24 protein-coding genes are annotated in these 16,973 nt (G+C 65.8%); 12 read left to right on the top strand and 12 right to left on the bottom strand.

The window, feature by feature from the left end; genetic code table 11:
- Positions 1 to 5: 5 nt before the first annotated feature.
- The 5 genes from lptB to GQY20_RS03145 form a co-directional block, all read right to left on the bottom strand.
- Positions 6 to 785 (bottom strand): LPS export ABC transporter ATP-binding protein, encoded by a 780-nt coding sequence (gene lptB, locus GQY20_RS03165; RefSeq protein WP_157215570.1) that lies wholly within the window; start codon positions 783 to 785, stop codon positions 6 to 8.
- A 152-nt stretch (positions 786 to 937) separates the two neighbouring features.
- On the bottom strand, positions 938 to 1,543 hold the full coding sequence (locus GQY20_RS03160; protein ID WP_157215569.1) for an LptA/OstA family protein: 606 nt from the start codon (positions 1,541 to 1,543) through the stop codon (positions 938 to 940).
- The gene (gene lptC, locus GQY20_RS03155; protein ID WP_157215568.1) at positions 1,540 to 2,187 is read right to left on the bottom strand and encodes an LPS export ABC transporter periplasmic protein LptC; all 648 of its coding nucleotides are present in this window, start codon (positions 2,185 to 2,187) and stop codon (positions 1,540 to 1,542) included. Before lptC ends, GQY20_RS03160 begins: the two co-directional genes overlap by 4 nt.
- Positions 2,180 to 2,797, bottom strand: a complete 618-nt coding sequence (locus tag GQY20_RS03150; RefSeq protein WP_157215567.1) for a ribonuclease D — start codon at positions 2,795 to 2,797, stop codon at positions 2,180 to 2,182. Before GQY20_RS03150 ends, lptC begins: the two co-directional genes overlap by 8 nt.
- Before the next feature lie 69 nt (positions 2,798 to 2,866).
- Complete coding sequence (locus GQY20_RS03145; protein WP_157215566.1) at positions 2,867 to 3,631, bottom strand: TerC family protein; 765 nt, start codon at positions 3,629 to 3,631, stop codon at positions 2,867 to 2,869.
- A gap of 226 nt (positions 3,632 to 3,857) precedes the next feature.
- Between GQY20_RS03145 and GQY20_RS32760 the strand changes: the two genes are divergently transcribed.
- Together GQY20_RS32760 and GQY20_RS03135 are read left to right on the top strand one after the other, a co-directional pair.
- Complete coding sequence (locus GQY20_RS32760) at positions 3,858 to 4,652, top strand: cold-shock protein (RefSeq protein ID WP_157215565.1); 795 nt, start codon at positions 3,858 to 3,860, stop codon at positions 4,650 to 4,652.
- 76 nt (positions 4,653 to 4,728) lie between these two features.
- The gene (locus tag GQY20_RS03135; RefSeq protein ID WP_408641044.1) at positions 4,729 to 5,562 is read left to right on the top strand and encodes a metallophosphoesterase; all 834 of its coding nucleotides are present in this window, start codon (positions 4,729 to 4,731) and stop codon (positions 5,560 to 5,562) included.
- A gap of 6 nt (positions 5,563 to 5,568) precedes the next feature.
- Here GQY20_RS03135 and GQY20_RS03130 read toward each other — a convergent pair whose 3' ends face one another.
- From GQY20_RS03130 to GQY20_RS03120, 3 genes are all read right to left on the bottom strand, one after another.
- Complete coding sequence (locus GQY20_RS03130; RefSeq protein ID WP_157215564.1) at positions 5,569 to 6,069, bottom strand: Dps family protein; 501 nt, start codon at positions 6,067 to 6,069, stop codon at positions 5,569 to 5,571.
- A gap of 119 nt (positions 6,070 to 6,188) precedes the next feature.
- A complete protein-coding gene (locus GQY20_RS03125; RefSeq protein ID WP_157215563.1) occupies positions 6,189 to 6,758 on the bottom strand; it encodes a TMEM165/GDT1 family protein in 570 nt (189 codons plus the stop codon).
- A 15-nt stretch (positions 6,759 to 6,773) separates the two neighbouring features.
- Complete coding sequence (locus GQY20_RS03120; RefSeq protein ID WP_157215562.1) at positions 6,774 to 7,091, bottom strand: hypothetical protein; 318 nt, start codon at positions 7,089 to 7,091, stop codon at positions 6,774 to 6,776.
- 191 nt (positions 7,092 to 7,282) lie between these two features.
- Here GQY20_RS03120 and rpmG point away from each other — a divergent pair, with 191 nt between their 5' ends.
- Positions 7,283 to 7,450 carry a 50S ribosomal protein L33 gene (gene rpmG / locus GQY20_RS03115; protein ID WP_157215561.1) on the top strand — a complete coding sequence of 56 codons (168 nt, stop codon included), beginning with the start codon at positions 7,283 to 7,285 and terminating at the stop codon, positions 7,448 to 7,450.
- 121 nt (positions 7,451 to 7,571) lie between these two features.
- On the opposite strand, the gene GQY20_RS03110 is transcribed toward rpmG, so the two are convergent.
- On the bottom strand, positions 7,572 to 7,934 hold the full coding sequence (locus tag GQY20_RS03110) for a response regulator (RefSeq protein WP_157215560.1): 363 nt from the start codon (positions 7,932 to 7,934) through the stop codon (positions 7,572 to 7,574).
- 36 nt (positions 7,935 to 7,970) lie between these two features.
- Here GQY20_RS03110 and GQY20_RS03105 point away from each other — a divergent pair, with 36 nt between their 5' ends.
- The 5 genes from GQY20_RS03105 to GQY20_RS03085 are packed head-to-tail and all read left to right on the top strand — an operon-like array spanning position 7,971 to position 11,240.
- Positions 7,971 to 8,231 carry a DUF3572 family protein gene (locus GQY20_RS03105; protein ID WP_157215559.1) on the top strand — a complete coding sequence of 87 codons (261 nt, stop codon included), beginning with the start codon at positions 7,971 to 7,973 and terminating at the stop codon, positions 8,229 to 8,231.
- Positions 8,228 to 8,836 carry an HAD family hydrolase gene (locus GQY20_RS03100; RefSeq protein ID WP_157215558.1) on the top strand — a complete coding sequence of 203 codons (609 nt, stop codon included), beginning with the start codon at positions 8,228 to 8,230 and terminating at the stop codon, positions 8,834 to 8,836. Before GQY20_RS03105 ends, GQY20_RS03100 begins: the two co-directional genes overlap by 4 nt.
- A gap of 49 nt (positions 8,837 to 8,885) precedes the next feature.
- Positions 8,886 to 9,350 (top strand): RidA family protein, encoded by a 465-nt coding sequence (locus GQY20_RS03095; protein ID WP_157215557.1) that lies wholly within the window; start codon positions 8,886 to 8,888, stop codon positions 9,348 to 9,350.
- Entirely contained in the window at positions 9,322 to 10,092 is a 771-nt protein-coding gene (locus tag GQY20_RS03090) for a glycerophosphodiester phosphodiesterase family protein (protein ID WP_157215556.1), read from the top strand. Before GQY20_RS03095 ends, GQY20_RS03090 begins: the two co-directional genes overlap by 29 nt.
- Positions 10,089 to 11,240, top strand: a complete 1,152-nt coding sequence (locus GQY20_RS03085; protein WP_157215555.1) for a GNAT family N-acetyltransferase — start codon at positions 10,089 to 10,091, stop codon at positions 11,238 to 11,240. The genes GQY20_RS03090 and GQY20_RS03085 overlap by 4 nt, the downstream gene beginning before the upstream one ends.
- A 5-nt stretch (positions 11,241 to 11,245) precedes the next feature.
- On the opposite strand, the gene GQY20_RS03080 is transcribed toward GQY20_RS03085, so the two are convergent.
- Both GQY20_RS03080 and panC read right to left on the bottom strand, forming a co-directional pair.
- The gene (locus tag GQY20_RS03080) at positions 11,246 to 11,542 is read right to left on the bottom strand and encodes an SEL1-like repeat protein (RefSeq protein ID WP_157215554.1); all 297 of its coding nucleotides are present in this window, start codon (positions 11,540 to 11,542) and stop codon (positions 11,246 to 11,248) included.
- Positions 11,543 to 11,620: 78 nt separating this feature from the next.
- Positions 11,621 to 12,469, bottom strand: coding sequence for a pantoate--beta-alanine ligase (panC, locus tag GQY20_RS03075; RefSeq protein ID WP_157215553.1), 849 nt, complete (start codon positions 12,467 to 12,469; stop codon positions 11,621 to 11,623).
- Between the two features lie 87 nt (positions 12,470 to 12,556).
- On the opposite strand from panC, the gene GQY20_RS03070 reads away from it, so the two are divergent.
- The 3 genes from GQY20_RS03070 to pgmG are packed head-to-tail and all read left to right on the top strand — an operon-like array spanning position 12,557 to position 15,052.
- Positions 12,557 to 13,351: a division plane positioning ATPase MipZ gene (locus tag GQY20_RS03070; RefSeq protein WP_157215552.1), complete on the top strand. Its 795-nt coding sequence runs from the start codon at positions 12,557 to 12,559 to the stop codon at positions 13,349 to 13,351.
- Positions 13,348 to 13,626 (top strand): J domain-containing protein, encoded by a 279-nt coding sequence (locus tag GQY20_RS03065; protein WP_157215551.1) that lies wholly within the window; start codon positions 13,348 to 13,350, stop codon positions 13,624 to 13,626. Before GQY20_RS03070 ends, GQY20_RS03065 begins: the two co-directional genes overlap by 4 nt.
- A 43-nt stretch (positions 13,627 to 13,669) precedes the next feature.
- On the top strand, positions 13,670 to 15,052 hold the full coding sequence (gene pgmG / locus GQY20_RS03060; protein WP_157215550.1) for a phosphoglucomutase/phosphomannomutase PgmG: 1,383 nt from the start codon (positions 13,670 to 13,672) through the stop codon (positions 15,050 to 15,052).
- Positions 15,053 to 15,240: 188 nt separating this feature from the next.
- Here the strand turns inward: pgmG and GQY20_RS03055 are convergent, their stop codons facing one another.
- Positions 15,241 to 15,963 (bottom strand): dienelactone hydrolase family protein, encoded by a 723-nt coding sequence (locus tag GQY20_RS03055; protein WP_157215549.1) that lies wholly within the window; start codon positions 15,961 to 15,963, stop codon positions 15,241 to 15,243.
- A gap of 206 nt (positions 15,964 to 16,169) precedes the next feature.
- On the opposite strand from GQY20_RS03055, the gene purC reads away from it, so the two are divergent.
- Positions 16,170 to 16,949: a phosphoribosylaminoimidazolesuccinocarboxamide synthase gene (gene purC, locus GQY20_RS03050; protein WP_157215548.1), complete on the top strand. Its 780-nt coding sequence runs from the start codon at positions 16,170 to 16,172 to the stop codon at positions 16,947 to 16,949.
- The last annotated feature ends 24 nt before the right edge of the window (positions 16,950 to 16,973 follow it).

The following is a 16,973-nucleotide window of genomic DNA, read 5'->3' as shown; positions in this document are numbered from 1 at the left end:
AGGGGTCATAATTCGAAACCCTCGCCCAGATAGAGCCGGCGCACGTTGGGATCGGCGACCAGCGCCTCCGGACTGCCCGAGAACAGCACCTGACCATCATAGATGATGCAGGCACGGTCGACGATGTCGAGCGTCTCGCGCACATTGTGATCGGTGATCAGCACGCCGATGTCGCGCCGCTTCAGATCCTTTACCAGGTCGCGAATGTCCGAGATGGAGATCGGATCGATGCCGGCGAACGGCTCGTCGAGCAGCATGATCGAGGGACTCGCGGCCAGCGCACGGGCAATCTCGCAGCGCCGCCGTTCGCCGCCCGACAGCGCCATCGCCGACGAATCGCGCAGATGATCGATGTGGAATTCCTTGAGCAACTGCACCAGCCGCTCCTGCCGGACATCCGCCTCCGGCTCCGACATTTCGAGCACGGCCATGATGTTCTGCGCGACGGTAAGCCCGCGGAAGATCGAAGTTTCCTGCGGCAGATAGCCGAGGCCCAGGATCGCGCGCCGATACATCGGCAGCGCGGTGATATCGTCGCCGTCCAGCAGGATACGCCCCGCATCGGGGCGGACGAGGCCCATCACCGAATAGAAGCAGGTCGTCTTGCCCGCGCCGTTGGGGCCGAGCAGGCCGACTACCTCGCCGCGCGCCACCTCCAGCGACACGTTGGACAGCACCTGCCGGCGATCATAGGCCTTGGCGATCGAAACGATGGACAGCCCGCGTTCCAGCCCGTCGCGGCCCGCATCGGGCTGGGGGCGATCGAGGGTCATCGTATCATTCATGATTCGGGTCTGCCTTGACGCTGACATGGGCCGGTGCGGCCCCGGTGCTTCTGACGAAATCTGGCAGGCTTATTGCATGCGCGCGGAAAGCTGGTCGAGTGACTTGTTGGCAATCGCCCCGAAAATGGAGCGGATTGCCGCCAGACCGCTGCCTATTTGCCGGTGGCGGGCTTCGTCGTCTTGCCCGTGTCGGCGTTGGTCTTGGTGGCACCGCCGCCATTATTGCGCTGGGGCGCGATGAAGTGTCCGGTTACGCGGCCGCCCCGCCCGGTGCTGGTCGATCCGGCACCGACGGCGCTACCGTCGATCGTCGAGCGGCCGGTATTGAGATCCATCACCAGCCGGCCGCCGCGAACCTGCGATCCACCCTGGTTGAGGACGACATTGCCCAGCATGGTGATCAGCTTGCGGTTGAGATCGTAGATCGCCATCGATCCTTGCGCAGTCTGCGTCGCATTGTGCACCACCACGCCACCGGCGGCATCGATCCGCTGGATCTGCGGGCTCGCGCCCGGCGTCGCCGCCTTGGCGTAGGCCACCGTCATCCGCGCGGAATCGATCGTCATGTCCGCCTGCACGGCATGCACGTTGCCGGTGAAGATAGCGCGATTCGCCTTGTCCTGGACTTCGATGCGATCCGCCGTGACATCGACCGGCGCATTGCTGTTGTGACTTTTCATCACCTGCGCATGCGCAATGCCACCCGCGACCAGGCCGGCAAGGACGAGAGCGAAACCGGTCGGGACGGCGCGATTCATGGCCTTCCTCTGGACTGCCCCTGAACGATATGCAAGCGGGCGCGCTGATCGAGCACCACGATCCGGTTGGTCAGATCGGCCTGCATCCGCCCCGCCTGGAAGGTGCCGAGCGGCATCAGCCCATCGACTGGAGCGCCGCTGGTCACGTGCCGCGTCTTCATGTCGACGGTCACGTCGTGAGTATTGAGCAGATAGCCGCCCTGCGTCTGCAGTTTCACGGGGCCGTCGATCAGCACCTGCTCGGTCGTCATGTTGTAGCGGCCCTTGCCTGCGACGATATTCGCCGGCCCATCGTTCAGCATGATGCGTGCGGACAGATTGGAGAGCTTCACGACCGGATCACGCGACGTTTGCTGGACGGCGGATTCGGCGCGCAGCGCGAAAGGCTGCCCCTTGGTATCCTCGCCCCGGTAGAGCGCGTCGGACACGCGCAGCCGCTCCCTGGCGACCGCGACATGATCCTTGGAAAGCATGAACGAGATGTCGCGACCCGAGGTGATCGGCGCGATCGCCAGCATCACGATCAGGATCACGATCGCCGTCGGCAGCACGATCTGCGCGATCCGTATCACGCGATCGTGCTGGCTGCCCGGCGCCGCCCATTGCTGGCGGCCGATACGATTTCGCTCGGCAGCGTCAGACATGCGCGAAGATGTCGACCTCCGGCCAGCCCGCCAGATCGAGCTCGGCGCGCGAGGGCAGGAAATCGAAGCACGCCTGCGCCAGCGCGGTGCGTCCTTCCCGCGCCAACCGCTCGTCCAGTTTCTCGCGGCAGGCATGCAGGTAGCGCACGTCCGACGCGGCATATTCCTTCTGCGCGTCGCTGAGCTCGGGTGCCCCCCAGTCCGACGATTGCTGCTGCTTGGAGATTTCGGCGCCGAGCAGCTCGCGGATCAGATCCTTGAGACCGTGTCGGTCTGTATAGGTGCGCACCAGGCGCGAGGCGGTCTTGGTGCAATAGACCGGCGCCGCAACGACGCCGAGATAATGGCGGATCGCCGCCAGATCGAAACGCGCGAAATGATAGAGCTTCAACCGCTGCGGATCGGCGAGCACCGCCCGAAGGTTGGGCGCGGCATAATCGCTGCCGGGGCCGAATCGGACGAGATGCTCGTCGCCCTTTCCGTCCGAGATCTGGACGACGCACAACCGATCGCGCGGCGTGATCAGTCCCATCGTCTCGGTGTCCACGGCAACCGGCCCGGGCGCGAGCACGCCCGCCGGAAGATCTTCTTCATGCAGATAGACGGTCATCCGAACGCCATAGGCGCGCGCCGCGCGCGGCTCAATGGGCTCGACGCACGGGCCGCCGCGGCGGCGCGCTCAACGCGGCGCCGCGTCCTCTCGGCGGCGACGCTCGCGCCGGCGGCGTGCGAAGATGTTGAGGCCCTCGACCGAGGCCGAGAAGGCCATCGCCGCGTAGATATAGCCTTTGGGCACATGGACGCCGCAGCCGTCCGCGATCAGTGTCATGCCGATCATGAAAAGGAAGGCGAGCGCCAGCATGACTACCGTCGGATTGCGCTCGATGAAGCGGGCGAGCGGGCCGGACGCCGTCATCATCACGCCCACCGCCACCAGCACCGCGATCACCATCACCGGGATATGATCCGTCATGCCCACTGCGGTGATGATCGAATCGATCGAGAAAACGAGGTCGAGCGCGATGATCTGCGCGATCGCGGCGCCGAAGGTGATGCTCACCGTCGCGGCGCCCGGGCCGCTCTCTTCGCGATGCGCGTCGTCGTCCACATTGTGGTGGATCTCGGTCGTCGCCTTCCACACAAGGAAGAGCCCTCCCGCGATCAGGATCAGGTCGCGCGCGGAGAAACCGTGCCCGAACGCCTCGAACAGCGGACGCGTCATCCGCGCGATCACCGCCACCAGCGACAGCAGCGCGAGTCGAAGGCCCAGAGCCAGTCCGATGCCCACCATCCGGGCTTTCGGCCGCATCGCGTCGGGCAGCTTGTTGGTAAGGATCGAGATGAAAATTAGGTTATCAATGCCGAGGACGACTTCCATGGCGATCAGCGTCGCCAGCGCGGCCCAGACGCCCGGATCGGCGAAGATCTCTAAATTTTCGTTCATAATACACCTCTGCCGGACGCGTCATCTTGTCGCAAGCTCAGCTTTCGTTCAGCTCCCAGCAGGCAATAAGTCGAAAAAGTGGCAAAACCTCTCGCAGACCCTGGTATTTTCCGTTATGTGGATAAGTTGGCGCGGTACGGCCTCGCGTCAGAAGACATGTGCACGCCCCCGCTGCGCGAGTCTTGAGTGATGAAATTAGGGGCGATCCGGGAAAGTTAGACAGGGCATGAGTTTCGATCGTGGACGGCGCGGACAGCGCGGCGGCAGGGACAAGCGCGACGGTTTCGGCGAGGATAGCTACGGCGGCGGCTATGGCGGCGGCGATCGTTTCGGCGGTGGCGGCGGTTATGGCGGCGGCGGCGATCGCTTCGGCGGTGGCGGCGGTTATGGCGGCGGCGGCGATCGCTTCGGCGGCGGCGGCGGCGGTTACGGCGGCGGTGGTGGTGGCCGCGGCGGTTTCGGCGGTGGCGGCGGCTTTGGCGGCGGCGGCGGTCGCGGCATGCCAGCCCAGGTCATCGGCGAAGGCAAGGGCGTCGTAAAATTCTTCAACGCGCAAAAGGGCTTCGGCTTCATCGTCCGCGATGATGGCGGCGATGACGTGTTCGTCCACATTTCGGCGGTCGAACAGGCAGGCCTCACCGGCCTCGCCGAGGGTCAGCCGCTGGACTTCACCCTCGTCGATCGTGGCGGCCGCGTGTCGGCGACCGATCTCAAGATCGAGGGCGAGCCGCTTCCTGTCAGCACGCGTGGTCCCGCCCCCGGCGGCGCGGGCGAGCGCGCCGGTGGCCCGCAGCGCCAGCTGACGGGCGAGAAGGCGTCGGGAACTGTCAAGTTCTTCAACGCCATGAAGGGCTTCGGCTTCATCCAGCGCGACGACGGGCAGCCTGATGCCTTTGTCCATATTTCCGCTGTCGAGCGGGCCGGCATGACCAGCCTGAACGAAGGCGATCGGCTGGAGTTCGAGCTGGAAGTCGATCGTCGCGGCAAATATGCCGCGGTGAATCTGCAGCCGCTGCAATAAGCCTCGACCCTTCGGGGTAGCGAGTGACGCAAGGCCCGGTCCGCTTCGGCGGGCCGGGCCTTCGCGCAATGCGAGAATGCGGGTGATAAAGCGATTCGGGCTGGCGGTGCTTGCCCTGGCACTTGCCCTGTTGGGCTACGGCGTAGTCGGCGCCATGGCCGATCCCATCGTCCGCCACGCGACCATCGGCTTTCCAGATTGGCCGTCGGGCGCGGCGCCTTTGCGCGTCGCCCTGCTATCCGACATCCACGCCTCGCGGCCGGACCTGAGTCCGGCCCGACTGGCGCGAATCGTCGCACAAGTGAATGCGCTCCGCCCGGACCTGATAGTGATCACGGGCGATTTCATGAGCACCAAATCGATCGCCCTGCCAAATAACCCGCCGGCCAAGGCGCTCGCGCCGCTGGCGGGCCTGCGCGCGCCGCTGGGTGCGGTAACCGTGTTCGGCAATCATGACCATTGGAGCAAGACCGCCGACATCCGCGCCGCATTGGATGCGGACCACGTTCGTATACTCACCAACGAAGCGATTCGGCTGGGGCCACTGACCATCGGCGGGCTCGACGATCTGGTGACCGGCCACGCCCGCCAGGCCTCACTGTTCGCGCAGATGACCGCTATGCCCGGACCCCGCCTGCTGCTCAGCCACAGCCCCGACGCGTTTCCAAGGACACCGGAGGCGATCGCGCTGACGCTGGCAGGCCATACCCATTGCGGCCAGATCCGGCTGCCGCTGATCGGCCCGCTCGCCACGGGTTCGCTCTATGGCGAACGCTATCTCTGTGGTCTCGTGCAGGAAAAAGGCCGCACGCTGATCGTCAGCGCCGGCCTTGGAACGAGCATCGTGCCGCTGCGCTATGGCGCCCGGCCGGACCTCTGGCTCATCACCCTCGGTCCGGCGGAGCGTTGACCGCGATCAGGCCGCGCGGCTGGCTTCGAACAGGAACCAGGCGCGCTCCTCGGCCTGATCGGTCCAGTCATCGAGGATGCCGCTGGTCGCGTTGTCCTTTGCCGCATCGACGATGTCCTTCGCCTCGCGCAGCGATTCGACGAGCTTCAGATTGTCCTCGCGCAGTTCCGACAGCATGTCGGCAGCGCTCACGAATTCCGAATCATTGTCCCTGATCCGCTGGCGGCGCGCGATGTCGCCGATCGAGCGGAGCGTGGTGTTGCCGGTCTTGCGGACACGCTCGGCGATCTGATCGGTGGTGCCGAGAATCTGCGTCGCCTGATCGTCGAGCATCAGATGATAGTCGCGAAAATGCGGGCCCGAGACGTGCCAGTGGAAGTTCTTGGTCTTCAGATAGAGCGCGTAGCTATCCGCGAGGATGCTGTTCAGCGCGTCCGCAACGGTCATCGCCGCGTTGGAAGCAATGTCGGTAGGGGTCTTGAGTTTTTCCTTGGCGGCTTTGGCCATGTCTTTGGCTCCCGTTGTCGAGTCGATGGATGTGCGTGCGTAACGAACGAATACGGCGGCTTGCCGCATCGGCGCTACGCTCTTTTTGCGAAATTGTTCCGATCGCACAAATCGAGCGATCAGATCAGACGAAGCGCCCCGATCGCGGTGACGAATCCGATCAGGAGGAACAGACCCGCAATGCCGTGGCGCAACGGCCGGAGCGGCAGCGATTTTTCGAATCGGTCTGCCAAAGCCACCGCGACAGCGGCACCCGCTACCGTTCCGGCCGTGGCCCCGGCAGCGGCGAGCAGCAGCGAATCGGCGCGCGCCGCCAGCGTCATGGTGAGGAATTGGGTGGTATCTCCAAAGGCGAGGATGCCGAAGGAGACGGCGCTGGTGCCGAACGCGCCGAGCTTCCACGAATCGGCCGTGTCGGGCCGCCGTTGTCGCATCAGCGAGCCGACGCCGGCGGAGAGCAGCGCAACGGCGATCATAAGCGTGATCGCCCGGAAATTGATCATCTGGTGGATGAGTTGCCCCGCCCCCGCCGCGATCAGGCTGTTGGCGAGCGCCGCGACTGCGATTCCCGCCAGCACCGCCCCCTCGCGCCGCGGGAAGCGCAGGGCGAGGACGATTGCCAGCAGTTGCGTCTTGTCTCCGAATTCCGCGAGCAGGGCGGCGAGAAAGGTGGGAAGCAGGGCATCCATCGCCGCGTCGGCGGATCAGCCCATGCGGACCGAGACATTGGCGAGGAAGGCCTCGCCCGCATCCTCGCCGCAGCATTCGCAGCCGGCGGCCTCGCGCATCAGATCGAGATAGGGCAGCGCCATCACATGCTCGTCATGCCCGATAGCGCTCTCCAGCGCACGGGCGATATCGGCCACCGGCATAAATCCGAATTCGCGGGCGAAGCGACGTACCCCATCCACCTCCGCGCCCAGGCTCGCCATGGTCATTCGCGGCAGTGCGATCGCGATTCGATCGATCCGGTCGCACAGCTTGTCCCGCATCGCGCGGCGCATATCGGCACTGAGTTCCATGACACCCCCACCTTGAGAACGGTATCGGAAGACCATGCGCGCGCGCGGTAAAGATGCGATTAAGCGCAGCTCCGAACGGCGTGAAGCTTGACATCGCGCCCTCGGTCGCGCATTGGCCCGCGCTTGTAGGGAGCGGCGGCGACGCCGCTTTATTTTTTGGACAGCATAGAGATCAGAAGGGCTCCCGGGCCATGGCAAAGCCGACCACCGTCAAGATCAAGCTCGTGAGCACCGCTGACACCGGTTTCTTCTACGTGACGAAGAAGAATCCGCGCACGCAGACCGAGAAGCTGAACTTCCGCAAATATGATCCCGTCGTGCGCAAGCACGTCGATTTCAAGGAAGCCAAGATCAAGTAAGTCGCCCCCCCCCCGGCCTCGCGCCGGGAGGATTGTCGATGCGGCCAGAAGCGGCCGGGCCGAGGCCCGCGCCGTTTTTCGCCGTGACCATGACGTCCGACCGAAGCCGCTGCGCCAGCGTTCAGACCAGCGCCTCGACCGCCTCGACGAAGCGCATCACCGAGATCGGCTTGGAAACATAGCCCTGCGCGCCCGCCGCGCGAATCCGCTCCTCGTCGCCATGCGCGGCATAGGCGGTGACCGCCATGATCGGGATGGCGCGAAGCGATTCGTCCGCCTTCAGCTGCTCGATCAGTTCCAGCCCGCTGACATGCGGCATCTGGATGTCCATGACGATCAGGTCCGGCTGGAAGGATCGCGCGCGCGCCAGCGCCTCGCGCCCGTCGCGCACCGGCTCCGCTTCATAATCATGCGCGGCGAGCAGATCGCAGAACAGCTTCAGATTGAGTTCGTTGTCCTCGACAACGAGGATTTTTTTCGCCACGCACCACCCCGCATGTTCGGCAGGCAGACTTAGGCGATGGGATTGGCGGATACAAATGCAGCGCTGGCCCTTTCCGCGCTGGCCTGGTCGCTCGGCGAGTCCGATCGAGCAGAGCGGCTGCTCGCGCTCACCGGGCTCACTCCCGCCGATTTACGCTCCCGTGCCGACGAACCGGCGCTGCTCGCCGCGGTCCTGGGCTTTCTGGAAGCGCATGAGCCGGATCTGATCGCCTGCGCCGCTGCGATCGAATCGACACCCGACGCGCTGGTGCGCGCCCGCATGGAGCTTGAAGCATGAGCCGTCCGTTGCTCATCACCGATTGCGACGAAGTCCTCCTCCATATGGTCGGCCATTTTCGGGACTATCTGGACGAAACCCACGATCTTGATTTCGCCCTGGAGCATCAGGAGTTCGTGCACGCAATCCGCCGGCGGGACGGCACGGCGCTGTCCATCGAGGAGATCTGGCCGCTCTTCAAGGGTTTCTTCCCCGGCGAGATGCACCGCCAGACGCTGGTGCCGCATGCCCGCGAGGCGCTGGCCGCGATCGCCGAGGTTGCGGACATCGTCGTGCTGACCAATCTGCTCGAAGAGTGCAGGATGGACCGCATCGCCCAGCTCGAAGCGGTCGGCATCCGCCACCGCGTGATGTGCAACCAGGGCGGCAAAGGCACGCCGGTCGCCGCGCTGATCGAGGAATATGCGCCGTCCAGCACGGTGTTCATCGACGATCTGCCGCAGCATCACGAATCGGTGGCCCGCCGCGCACCGGACGTCTGGCGGCTGCACATGATCGCTGAGCCGCGCCTCGCCCATCACATCCCGGCCGCCGCCGATGCGCATGCCCGCATCGACGATTGGCGGGATGCCCTGCCCTGGATTCTCGAAAAGCTCGGCGCCTGAACGACCAGCGCCCTTGACGCTTCCCATCGCCGTACCAAGAAAGGCACATATGAGCATCGAAGATCGCCTGAACGAACTCGGCATCGCGCTTCCCGAGGCTGCGGCGCCGGTCGCTGCCTATGTTCCGGCGGTCGAGGCGGGCGGGCTCCTCCATATTTCCGGCCAGCTTCCCTTCCGCGACGGCGTGCTGATGGTCGGCCGCCTGGGCGAGGATCGCGACATCGGTTTCGGCCAGGATGCCGCACGGGCCTGCGGCCTGATGCTCATCGCCCAGATGAAGAAAGCGCTCGGCGGCGACCTCGATCGCGTCGAGCGGATCGTGAAGCTCGGCGTATTCGTGAATTCGACCGACCATTTCACCGACCAGCCGAAGATCGCCAACGGCGCGTCGGAACTCATGGAGTCGGTGTTCGGCGAAGCGGGGCGTCACGCGCGCAGCGCCGTCGGCGTCACCATCCTCCCGCTCGGCGCGGCCGTGGAAGTCGATGCGATCGTCGCCGTTCGCCCGGCTTGACGCCTTTTTCGCGCCCGCGCCCCAGCGCAGGCGCGTCGCCTTTCTGACCGCACAGCCTTTCGCCCATCGCGGGCTGCACGGCGCCGGACGGATCGAAAACAGCCGCGCCGCCTTCTCGGCGGCGGTCGCCGCCGGCCACGGCATCGAACTGGACGTGCAAGCCAGCCGGGACGGTGAGCCGTTCGTCTTCCATGACGAGGAGCTCGACCGGCTGACCGATGAGAGCGGCCCGCTGGCCCGCCGCCCCGGCTCGATCCTCGCGGCGATCCCGCTGGCTGGCAGCGCCGAGACGCTGCCTCGGCTTGATGAGATATTGGCACTCGTCGCCGGCCGCGTGCCGATCCTGATCGAGATCAAGACCCGGGAGACCAATGCCGGCGCGCTCTGCCTTGCGGTACGTCGCGCGCTGGAGGGATATCGCGGTGACGTGGCGGTTATGTCGTTCAATCCGGACGTCAGCCGCTGGTTCGCCGATCACGCCGCGCGGATCGCACGCGGCTTGGTGGTGACCGAGCAAGAGGCACATGGCCTTGCCGGACGGCTGCGCCGGCGTGCCGCGCTGTGGCGGGCCAAGCCCGATTTCCTCGCCTATGACGTGCGCGACCTGCCGTCCCGCTTCGCGGCCACCGCACGCGATCGCGGCCTGCCGCTGTTGACGTGGACGGTGCGCGATGCTGCCACCGAGGCAACCGGCCTGGCCCATGCGGACGAGATCATCTACGAACGGCCGGAGGCAGGATGAGCGACAGCGATCGCGATGACCCTGATGCCGTGGCGCGCATGGCGGGCGGCCTATCCGCCTTCCGGGCGGCAGAGTGGGACGCATGCGCCGGCACCGCCAATCCTTTCGTCAGCCACGCCTTCCTCTCGGCGCTGGAAGATTCTGGCAGTGCCACCGCGCAGCGCGGCTGGCAGCCGGTGCCGATCGCGATCGACGGGCCGGGCGGCCATCCGATCGCAGTGATGCCCGCTTATGCCAAGAGCCACAGCCAGGGCGAATATGTGTTCGACCACAGCTGGGCCGACGCCTGGCAGCGCGCCGGCGGCAACTATTATCCCAAGCTGCAGATCGCGGTGCCGTTCACACCGGTGCCGGGGCCGCGCCTGCTGGCGCGCGATCCGGCCTATGCGCCGGCGCTGATCGGCGCGGCCGAGGCGGTGGTGGCGGAGCATCGCCTGTCCTCGGCTCATGCCACCTTCATCGCGCCTGAGGAGGTGCCGCTGTTCGAGGCGGCGGGCTGGCTGATCCGGGTGGACCGGCAATTCCACTGGACGAATCAGGGCTATGCGCGTTTCGAGGATTTCCTGGACGCGCTGGCCTCACGCAAGCGCAAGGCGATCCGCAAGGAGCGCGCCGCGGCCGTCGACGGCCTGACGATCGAGCATGTCACCGGCGCCGCGCTGACCGAGGCCCATTGGGACGCCTTCTGGGGATTCTACCAGGATACCGGCGCGCGCAAATGGGGCCGGCCCTATCTCACCCGCTCCTTCTTCTCGCTGCTGGGCGAGCGGATGGCGGACAAGGTGTTGCTGATCTTCGCCCTCAGGCACGGCAAGCCGATTGCCGGCGCGCTCAATCTCATCGGCGCCGACACGCTCTACGGGCGCTATTGGGGATGCACCGAGGACGTGCCGTTCCTGCATTTCGAGCTGTGCTATTATCAGGCGATCGACGCGGCGATCGCCCGCGGCCTCGCCCGCGTCGAAGCCGGCGCGCAGGGCGAGCACAAACTGGCCCGCGGCTATACTCCAACGCCCACCTGGTCGGCCCATTATATTGCCGACGAGCGCTTCAGGCGCGCAGTGGCGGATTATCTGGAGCGGGAACGCGAGGCAGTGGCCGGCGACATCGCCGCGCTCGACGACTTCACCCCATTCAAGCGGGGATAGACGGCTCAGGCGGCCTGTCGCGTCGTGCAGGCGAGCCAGGCACGCGCCTGGCGCAGTGCCTCGGCAACTTCACGCGCCGTCAGTTCCTCGGCGATTTCGGCACGCCACGCCTGGGCGCGCTCGCTGCCGCCCATCGAGGCAAGATTGAACCATTTATGCGCCTGAATCAGGTCGACGTCGACGCCATCGCCTCCCGAGGCATAGGCGATGCCGAGATCGAAGCAGGCGTTGAGATCACCGGCGGCCGCCCTGGCCAGCCGGCTGTCCATCAGACTTTGTGCACTTGAGAGGCTCTGTCCCATGTTCGCTGCACCCCTTGCGACATTCGTCGACAGGGACATTGCGCCCGAGGTGCGAAGAAATGGTTAACGACGAAGTGACTATTCGGCCGGTCGCACCGCGAGGTTGTCGATCAGCCGGGTGCGTCCGAGCTTCGCTGCGGCCAGCAGCCTCGCCTCGCGATCGAGCGTGTCGACCAGCTCCAGCGTCTCGGCATCGCGCAGTTCGACATAGTCGACCGGATCGAAGCCGGCATCGTTCAGCCGCTTGATCGCCGCGGCAATCGCGGCCGCGGGCGGCGTGCCCTTCTGGATAGCCGCGGCCGCCTCGCCCAGCGCCCGCGGCAGCGCCCGCGCGGCGCTGCGTTCCTCGGGGGAGAGATAGGCGTTGCGCGACGAGAGGGCGAGGCCATCATCGTCGCGCTGCGTCGGCACGCCGATGATGGTGATGCCGAAATCGAGATCGGTCACCATGCGGCGGATCAGCAGCAACTGCTGATAATCCTTCTCGCCGAACAGCGCGACGTCGGGCCGCACCTGGTTGAACAGCTTGCTCACCACCGTCGCGACGCCATCGAAATGGCCGGGCCGGGCAGCGCCGTCCAGCCCCTCGGTCACGCCGCTCACCGCGATGCGGGTGGCAAATCCCTCCGGGTACATGACGTCCAACGTCGGCGCCCACAACAGGTCGCAGCCGGCTTCCTCCAGCATGCGGACGTCCGCCGCCTCGCGCCGGGGATAGCTGTCGAGATCCTCGCTCGGCGAGAATTGCATCGGATTGACGAAGATCGAGGCGATCACCCGGTCGGCGCGGATTCGCGCCTCCTCGATCAGCGCCATATGGCCGGCGTGCAGCGCGCCCATCGTCGGCACCAGCGCCACCGTCCGCCCCTCGGCGCGATATTCCGCCAGCACATTTCTGAGCGCATCAATGCTACGAACCGTTTGCACGAAGCCGGGGCCTCTTATAATCGCGAATGCGCGCGTCTTTGGGCGGCGCTTCGGCGGGAATCAAGAGGGCAGGATTCTTACAGCACTATGGCCGCTTCCGCGCATCTAATTGTTTTCGCTAATGAAAAGGGCGGAACAGGAAAATCGACAACGGCCGTCCACACGGCCGTCGCGCTCGCCGTAGCCGGCCGCAGCGTCTCCGTCCTCGATCTCGACACGCGGCAGAAGACGGTCGCCCGCTATCTCGAGAACCGCACCGAAACGGTGAAACGCACCGGTGCGCAACTGGTTACGCCGCATTTCCAGGTGCTGCGGGGCGATTCGGCGCAGGCGTTCGAGGATCAGTTCGGCCCCCTCTCCGAAACTTCGGAATTCGTGCTGATCGACACGCCCGGCCGCGACGATGCGATGGCGCGCCTGGCGGCGAGCAAGGCGGACACGCTGGTCACACCCATGAACGACAGCTTCATCGATCTCGATCTGATCGGGCAGGTGGACCCCGAAACCTACCGCATCCGCCGGCCGAGCTTCTATGCCGAGATGATCTGGGATGCGCGCAAGGCGCGAGCGAAGGCCGACGGCGTGACCGTGGACTGGGTGGTGCTGCGCAACCGCCTGCAACAGCTCGAGGCGCGCAACATGCGCCGTGTCGGGGCGGCGCTGGACGAGTTGTCCCGCCGGATCGGCTTCCGCGTCATCCCCGGCCTGTCCGAACGCGTGATCTATCGCGAATTCTTCCCCAAGGGCATCACCCTGCTCGATATCGGCCAGATCGGCGAGGTCGGGCTCAGTCATGTCGCCGCTCGGCAGGAGCTGCGCGAAATGGTGTCCGGCCTCGGCCTTCCCGACTGGTCGCCGCAGAAGCAGATGGTGCAGCTTTGAACCTGATCCTGCTCGGGATCGGAATCGGATTTTGGCTGATCTGGCGGGGCCGTCGCTATGGAGCGCGCAAGGCTGCGATGCCCCTCGCGGAGGCACGCCGTCTGCTGGACGTACCGCGCGGCGCTTCCGCCGAGACGATCCGCAGCGCGCATCGCCGCCTGATCGCGCGCGTCCATCCCGATGCCGGCGGATCGGCGGAACTGGCGCGGCGCGTCAACATCGCGCGCGACACGCTGATCGCGGAATTGAACCAGACCACGCCTCGCGCGTCCTGACGCACGGCGCCGCCAACGCCTTCACTCACAGGGAGACCAGCCGATGAGCCATCGTTTCGATCCGACCTCGCTTCGCGAATATGATATCCGGGGCATTGTCGGAAAGACGCTGGGTCCGGCCGATGCCTATGCGATCGGCCGCGGCTTCGGCACGCTGGTCCGCCGCGCCGGCGGCACACGCGTCGCCGTGGGTTATGACGGGCGGGTCTCCTCGCCGGTGCTCGAAGCCGCGTTGATCGAAGGTCTGGTGAAAAGTGGCATCGACGTGGTGCGCACCGGCCTCGGCCCCACGCCGATGCTCTATTATGCGGAGGCCACGCTGGAGGTGGATGCCGGCATCCAGATCACCGGCAGCCACAACCCGGCCGACTATAACGGCTTCAAGATGGTGCTGCAGCACCGCCCATTCTTCGGGCCTGACATCCAGAAGCTCGGGCAGATGGCGATCGACGCCGATTGGGAGGAAGGCGAGGGATCGACCTCCAATGCCGACGTCATGAATCTCTATGTCGACCGGCTGATGCAGGGCTATGCCGGCGGTGCCTTCCGCATCGGCTGGGATGCCGGCAACGGCGCGGCCGGCCCGATCGTCGAGCGGCTGGTGAAGCTGCTGCCCGGCGAACATCACACGCTCTACACCGAAGTGGACGGGCGCTTTCCCAACCATCATCCGGACCCGACGGAGGAAAAGAATCTCGAGGATCTGAAGGCTCTCGTGCTCGAAAAGGGCCTGGATTTCGGCGTAGCCTTCGATGGCGACGGAGATCGCATCGGCGCGGTCGACGGCAAGGGCCGCGTCGTCTGGGGCGACCAGCTCCTCTCCATCCTGGCCGAACCGGTTCTGCGGGAGCAGCCAGGAGCTACGATCATCGCCGACGTGAAGGCCAGCCAGGCGCTGTTCGACCGCGTCGCCGCCCTGGGCGGCGAGCCGCTGATGTGGAAAACCGGCCACAGCCTCATCAAGACCAAGATGAAGGAAACCGGCAGCCCGCTCGCCGGCGAGATGAGCGGCCACATCTTCTTCGCGCACGATTATTACGGCTTCGACGATGCCCAATATGCCGCCATCCGGTTGATCCGCGCGGTGCGCGTACTGGGTGGATCGCTGACGGGCCTCAAGGACCAGATGCCGGCGATGGTCAACACGCCGGAGCTGCGCTTCCAGTCGTCCGAAGACCGCAAGTTCAAGGTGGTCGAGGAAGTGCTCGCCCGGCTCGAGGCGGAGGGCGCCGACGTCAACCGCACGGACGGCGCGCGCGTGAACACCCCGGACGGCTGGTGGCTGCTGCGCGCGTCCAACACACAGGACGTGCTCGTCGCCCGTGCCGAAGCGACCGACCAGGCCGGTCTCGACCGGCTGATGGAACAGATCAACGCGCAGCTGGCGGCCAGCGGCGTCGAACCGGTCCTGTCCGCAGGGCATTGAGCTTTCGGCAACCTCCCCGCTTGCTCGGCGCATTCATCGCCGAACAGGGCGGGGCACTTCCGGCGACGGGGTGACGGAAGGAGATCCGGGAGCAAGCTGCGCGACAGGCAAATCGCGCGGCTTGCTCCAAGTCTTTACGGTCGCATCGCTTTTACGGAAAACCGGTTCCCACTTTTCCGCACGATGCTCTAAGCGAACGCCTCGTCGAACAGCGCCAGCATTTCGCCCCAGCTACGGCGATCGGCGCTGCCGTCATAGCGTGCGAAATCCGGCATGCCGACCTTGTCGGCATCGGGATTGGTGAAGCTGTGCACCACGCGGCCATAGACGTGGAGCCGCCAGTCGACACCGCCGCCCTTCATCTCCTGCTCGAACGCCGCACGCTGCTCGAGCGGGATGCCGGGGTCATCGGCGCCGATGCAGACCAGTATCTTGGCTTTGATCGCCTTGGCGTCCTCGGCCGGCGCTTTGGTCTCCAGCCCGCTGTGGAAGCCGGTGACGGCGACGATGTCGGCGCCGCTGCGCGCCAGCTCCAGCGACATGGTGCCGCCGAAGCAGAAGCCGATCGAGGCGATGCGCGCGGCATCCACCTCGGGCCGCGCGGCGAGCACGTCGAGCGCGCCCTTCGCCCGTGCGCGGATCCGCGCCGGTTCGTCGCGCAGCGCCATGATCGTCGGCATGATGTCGGGCAGGCTGGTGAAGACCTTGCCATCGCCATGCAGGTCGCCGGCCAGCGCGACATAGCCGTGCTCGGCAAGGCGGCGCGCCCGCGATTTGGCATGCTCGCCGAGGCCGAACGCCTCAGGGAAGACGAGCACGCCCGGGCGCGGGCCGGCCTTCGTCTCGTCCCAGTAAAGTTCGCCCTTCATGGTCAGCCCGTCGGCTGCGTAGGTGACGGTCTCGGTCTTCATGCGCACCTCTCCTCTTGCCCAACGCCTCCTTCTCATGCCGATCGAGGCGGGCGCAAGCACGCGGCAAGGCCGGTCGAGCCCATATGATTGCCCTTCGCGCCGCCATGCTGTATGGAGCCGCCTCGCCCGCCCCGGCCAGCTGCGTTCATTCTCGACGCGGCGCCGGGGCGCCTCTATTTTCAAGACTCCGGATTGGAGCCAAGCCGATGACCCGCCGCCGCCAAATCTACGAGGGCAAGGCAAAGATTCTGTACGAGGGCCCCGAGCCCGGCACGCTCATCCAATATTTCAAGGATGACGCCACTGCCTTCAACGCCCAGAAAAAGGGCACGATCAACGGCAAGGGCGTGCTCAACAACCGCATTTCCGAGCATGTCTTCACCCTGCTCGGCAATATCGGTGTGCCGACCCATTTCATCCGCCGCCTGAACATGCGCGAGCAGCTGATCCGCCAGGTCGAGATCGTGCCGATCGAGGTGGTGGTGCGCAACGTCGCCGCCGGCAGCCTGACCAAGCGACTCGGGATCGAGGAGGGCACGCAGCTGCCCCGTACGATCATCGAATATTATTACAAGGACGATGCGCTCGGAGATCCGATGGTGACGGACGAGCATATCGCCTGCTTCGGCTGGGCCAGCCAGGACGAGATGCACGACATCGCCGACATGGCGATCCGCGTGAACGACTTCATGTCCGGTCTGTTCGCGGGCATCGGCATCCGCCTCGTGGACTTCAAACTCGAGTTCGGCCGGATCTGGGACAATGACTATAGCCGGATCATCCTGGCCGACGAGATCAGCCCGGACGGCTGCCGCCTGTGGGATATGAATTCCGGCGAGAAGCTGGACAAGGATCGCTTCCGCCAGGATCTCGGCGGCGAGGTGGAGGCCTATCAGGAGGTGGCGCGGCGCCTCGGCCTCCTGCCCGACGGCGTCGACACGACCGTGCTCGACCTCGAATCGCATCGCAAGAATCGCGGCAAATGACCCTTCCCCCTTGCCCCTCCCGTC

Source organism: Flavisphingomonas formosensis (assembly GCF_009755815.1).
GTDB classification, from domain to species: Bacteria; Pseudomonadota; Alphaproteobacteria; order Sphingomonadales; family Sphingomonadaceae; genus Flavisphingomonas; species Flavisphingomonas formosensis.
This window is presented reverse-complemented; position numbering and strand designations above follow the sequence as displayed.

Bases quoted from the DNA above. Each gene is read 5' to 3' on its own strand.
- lptB (WP_157215570.1), bottom strand. From the start codon at position 785: ATGAATGATACGATGACCCTCGATCGCCCCCAGCCCGATGCGGGCCGC.
- GQY20_RS03160 (WP_157215569.1), bottom strand. From the start codon at position 1,543: ATGAATCGCGCCGTCCCGACCGGTTTCGCTCTCGTCCTTGCCGGCCTG.
- lptC (WP_157215568.1), bottom strand. From the start codon at position 2,187: ATGTCTGACGCTGCCGAGCGAAATCGTATCGGCCGCCAGCAATGGGCG.
- GQY20_RS03150 (WP_157215567.1), bottom strand. From the start codon at position 2,797: ATGACCGTCTATCTGCATGAAGAAGATCTTCCGGCGGGCGTGCTCGCG.
- GQY20_RS03145 (WP_157215566.1), bottom strand. From the start codon at position 3,631: ATGAACGAAAATTTAGAGATCTTCGCCGATCCGGGCGTCTGGGCCGCG.
- GQY20_RS32760 (WP_157215565.1), top strand. From the start codon at position 3,858: ATGAGTTTCGATCGTGGACGGCGCGGACAGCGCGGCGGCAGGGACAAG.
- GQY20_RS03135 (WP_408641044.1), top strand. From the start codon at position 4,729: ATGCGGGTGATAAAGCGATTCGGGCTGGCGGTGCTTGCCCTGGCACTT.
- GQY20_RS03130 (WP_157215564.1), bottom strand. From the start codon at position 6,069: ATGGCCAAAGCCGCCAAGGAAAAACTCAAGACCCCTACCGACATTGCT.
- GQY20_RS03125 (WP_157215563.1), bottom strand. From the start codon at position 6,758: ATGGATGCCCTGCTTCCCACCTTTCTCGCCGCCCTGCTCGCGGAATTC.
- GQY20_RS03120 (WP_157215562.1), bottom strand. From the start codon at position 7,091: ATGGAACTCAGTGCCGATATGCGCCGCGCGATGCGGGACAAGCTGTGC.
- rpmG (WP_157215561.1), top strand. From the start codon at position 7,283: ATGGCAAAGCCGACCACCGTCAAGATCAAGCTCGTGAGCACCGCTGAC.
- GQY20_RS03105 (WP_157215559.1), top strand. From the start codon at position 7,971: ATGGGATTGGCGGATACAAATGCAGCGCTGGCCCTTTCCGCGCTGGCC.
- GQY20_RS03100 (WP_157215558.1), top strand. From the start codon at position 8,228: ATGAGCCGTCCGTTGCTCATCACCGATTGCGACGAAGTCCTCCTCCAT.
- GQY20_RS03095 (WP_157215557.1), top strand. From the start codon at position 8,886: ATGAGCATCGAAGATCGCCTGAACGAACTCGGCATCGCGCTTCCCGAG.
- GQY20_RS03090 (WP_157215556.1), top strand. From the start codon at position 9,322: ATGCGATCGTCGCCGTTCGCCCGGCTTGACGCCTTTTTCGCGCCCGCG.
- GQY20_RS03085 (WP_157215555.1), top strand. From the start codon at position 10,089: ATGAGCGACAGCGATCGCGATGACCCTGATGCCGTGGCGCGCATGGCG.
- GQY20_RS03080 (WP_157215554.1), bottom strand. From the start codon at position 11,542: ATGGGACAGAGCCTCTCAAGTGCACAAAGTCTGATGGACAGCCGGCTG.
- GQY20_RS03070 (WP_157215552.1), top strand. From the start codon at position 12,557: ATGGCCGCTTCCGCGCATCTAATTGTTTTCGCTAATGAAAAGGGCGGA.
- pgmG (WP_157215550.1), top strand. From the start codon at position 13,670: ATGAGCCATCGTTTCGATCCGACCTCGCTTCGCGAATATGATATCCGG.
- GQY20_RS03055 (WP_157215549.1), bottom strand. From the start codon at position 15,963: ATGAAGACCGAGACCGTCACCTACGCAGCCGACGGGCTGACCATGAAG.
- purC (WP_157215548.1), top strand. From the start codon at position 16,170: ATGACCCGCCGCCGCCAAATCTACGAGGGCAAGGCAAAGATTCTGTAC.